The organism is Denitrificimonas halotolerans (genome assembly GCF_034259425.1).
Classification (GTDB): Bacteria; Pseudomonadota; Gammaproteobacteria; order Pseudomonadales; family Pseudomonadaceae; genus Denitrificimonas; species Denitrificimonas halotolerans.
The window spans coordinates 1-3190 of the sequence record NZ_JAXIVU010000021.1 but is presented as its reverse complement, the minus strand read 5'-3'; the positions used below and the strand labels follow the sequence as shown (position 1 = coordinate 3190).

Sequence of the window (3190 nt, the reverse complement as noted above, 5' to 3'; positions counted from 1 at the left end):
CGGAGTACTGTAGACAATCCCCCTATTGGGTTGATTTTTTACGCTGTGGATAAACTGAGCGCGGGTTTGCTGAAAAAGACTGCTCAAAAAATAAACACCTTGCTGTAAGTCACGTAGAATCAGGTGTTGCAGTAACTCTAAACAGCTTATCCACAGGGCCATCCCATGGCTTTGTGTACAGTTTAAAAGCTTTGACTAAATTTTGATCAGCACGCTGTAAGCCTTGATTTAACTGCCTTTCAGATAAGCCCCCTAGCTTATCCACAATTTTCATCCAGTAATTAAGAAAACTTATTCAAAGTAAAGTATTTAAGGAGTTGAATGAATCACCTGATTCCTTACTTTATCTATTTTCTACACTGCAGCAGTTTTGTTGTCTTTTTCTATACTGCAACACTCACTCGTTGCAGATATTTTGACTTATACATATAAGAATTAGTTCTAATTAATAAAACAACTAGGTGTTATTATTATAAGAGATCGCCTCTACACACCATAATTCGCGCCCCATAACAGCACTACTTATTGCAATGTGAGCGCTCTGTTTAGGCCAAATCATGCATTACTAACTCACGGCCAATTTGGAGCTGATATGAATCAGGCAACCACTATTCCTGCTGCGCTACAAGCTACTTTTACCCCCGGCGAAGTCGCTTTAATAGGAGCGGGACCTGGCGATCCAAGCCTGCTCACCTTGCGTGCTTGGAGTTTATTACAACAAGCCGATGCCGTGGTGCATGACCGTTTAGTAAGTCAAGAGCTTTTGGATATGCTACCTGCAAACTGCCAACGTCACTTTGTCGGAAAGGCCAGTGGCCAGCACAGCATGCCACAAGAACAAATCAACCAATTGCTCTGTGATTTAGCTGAAAAAGGTTTACGTGTTGCACGCTTAAAAGGTGGTGATCCTTTTATTTTTGGTCGCGGAGCAGAAGAATTAGACTTCCTTTTGCAACGCAATATCAATTGCCAAGTTGTGCCCGGTATCAGTGCTGCTTCAGGTTGTACCGCTTATGCTGGCATTCCACTTACGCATCGAGGTGTCGCCCAATCTTGTCAGTTTATTACAGGTCACCTACAAAATGATGGTGCATTAGATTTACCTTGGGAAAGTTTAGCCACCCCTCACAAAACCCTAGTGTTTTATATGGGGCTCGGCAGCTTGAAAGAAATCTCGAATGGATTAACACGAGCGGGTTTAGCTGCAGACACCCCTGCTGCCCTGATTGGCAGTGGGACTTACACTGAGCAAAAAGTTGTGCGTGGTACCCTCGCACAACTCAAAAAAATGGCCATTAATGCTGAACTCAAACCACCCACGTTAACGGTTATCGGTCATGTAGTTGATCTCTTTGCTGAGTACCCACTACAACACCCAGCTCACCTAAATTCTGCAACAGTCTCCGTTAGTCCTGCAGCTTAATTGAATTGAGCCCTACCTAGCTTTTGAGGCGATAAATTGTTTGATCGCCTCAAAAGCTGATTGACATCCTCCCCGACCTAAAGGACAGGGATTCCTACTGCTAGACGACCATGCCCGGCCGCGAGAATGTTACGTGCCGCGTTGATATCGCGATCGTGGGTGACACCACACCCACTGCACGTCCGTTCTCTTATTCCAAGTCCTGCGATACCTTTCGGCCTCGATTCGGGCAAGCTGCCGCAACTCGAACAGGTTTGGGTGGTGTATGCCTCGTCAATTTCCTTAAAAACAATGCCTGCGTGAGCGCATTTATAGTCCAGCATTGTTTTTAATTGACCCCAGCCAGCGTCCAACACTGACTTGGCCATCGTGGTTTTAACGAGTTTTAAACTACTGACATTACCGACATAGATTTCACCGCAGCGATTGACTAGCTTACGGCTGAACTTGTGCAATGCGTCTTTTCTACGGTTAGCGATTTTCGCATGAATGGTTTTGACTTGGGTTTTATGTCTGGCTCGTTGCGCTATGGCTAATTTTTCCTCAAGGCCACGATAGAAGCGGCCCGCTTCTAGCTTGGTGCCGTCCGAGCAGGTGGCTGTATCAGTTAAGCCAAGATCAATACCGATGCGGTCTTGGCCTTTGGTTGGTTCGATCTCCATATCAACCACAACATTGAAGTACCAGCGGCCACGGGCATCTTCATTGAAACTGGCCGAGCGAAACTTGTATTGGTTCAAGCCGTAGCTGTCCCAGACCTTAAAATAGTGGCCGTTGTGGTAGACCTGCCCGTTTTTCCATTGAGCTGCACCTGTATTGACGGGTATCCAGCCCAGTGAGCGGCGTACACCGCCTGATTTGCGCCAGTTCAGCCGCACTTTCTTAAACTGCTTGCGGCGTATGACATACTCACCTGTAATGCACTGTAAGGTTTGGCTGTGCAGGCCAAGCTCTTTACCTGCGCCCTTAGTGTAGGGATGCATATCATACGCAGACAAAAACACACCGCGCTCCTTAATCGAGCGGCGGCTTAATTCATTAACAAAATTCCAGACAAAATTGACGCTTCGAGCCATACGGTTTAGCAAGGGCACATGCCTGTCTCGGACTCGAACTTTTAATGTTTTAGTGTGCCTTATCATGCTGTATACAATACCAGTACCAATCTATACTGCAAAGACTTCAGCAACCTGTTAAGAGGTTAAGAGGCTACTTACACAGCCCTGGCTATCCATCCCCGCACTAAAAGTACGAGGTCTTACGCGACTTTGATAAATTCTGCATAGTTGCCCATCGTTCTTTGCTAAAGTACATACAAAATACTACGCCCTAGGAACTGCTGTGATTGAAGCTGTTTGGATTGTTTTTGCTTTTAGCTTAGGTATCGGTGTGCGCCTTATTGGGCTACCACCTTTAATTGGTTACCTTGCGGCCGGTTTTTTAATTGCCGCATCAGGGGACTACCTCAACTTAACCGTAGAGAGCACCCATGCCCTGCAACATATTGCGCACTTGGGCGTATTACTGTTGCTGTTCACCGTTGGCTTAAAATTAAAAGTTAAAAGTCTAGCCCGCCCCGAAGTATTGGGTGGTGGTCTATTGCATTTTTTTATAAGCACCGCAATCTTTGCACCGGGATTTGTGGACTTCCCACAGTTTCATAGACACTCAGCTGCCTCGTTGAGACGTTCTCTTTCTTCATAATCCGCCGGTGATAACTGGCCTAAATGACTATGTCTGCGACGGCGATTATAAAACACCTCGATG

At 46.0% G+C, this 3190-nt stretch carries 3 protein-coding genes and 1 pseudogene; 2 read left to right on the top strand and 2 right to left on the bottom strand.

The window, feature by feature from the left end:
- Positions 1 to 109 precede the first annotated feature (109 nt).
- Complete coding sequence (locus tag TOI97_RS11530; protein ID WP_321554280.1) at positions 110 to 265, bottom strand: hypothetical protein; 156 nt, start codon at positions 263 to 265, stop codon at positions 110 to 112.
- A gap of 327 nt (positions 266 to 592) precedes the next feature.
- Between TOI97_RS11530 and cobA the strand changes: the two genes are divergently transcribed.
- Positions 593 to 1423 carry a uroporphyrinogen-III C-methyltransferase gene (gene cobA, locus TOI97_RS11525; RefSeq protein WP_321554279.1) on the top strand — a complete coding sequence of 277 codons (831 nt, stop codon included), beginning with the start codon at positions 593 to 595 and terminating at the stop codon, positions 1421 to 1423.
- 77 nt (positions 1424 to 1500) lie between these two features.
- Here cobA and TOI97_RS11520 read toward each other — a convergent pair whose 3' ends face one another.
- A complete protein-coding gene (locus tag TOI97_RS11520; RefSeq protein ID WP_321554278.1) occupies positions 1501 to 2565 on the bottom strand; it encodes an RNA-guided endonuclease InsQ/TnpB family protein in 1065 nt (354 codons plus the stop codon).
- Positions 2566 to 2764: 199 nt separating this feature from the next.
- Here TOI97_RS11520 and TOI97_RS11515 point away from each other — a divergent pair.
- A pseudogene (locus tag TOI97_RS11515) lies at positions 2765 to 3067 on the top strand (cation:proton antiporter domain-containing protein); the annotation flags it as partial.
- Between the last annotated feature and the right edge of the window lie 123 nt (positions 3068 to 3190).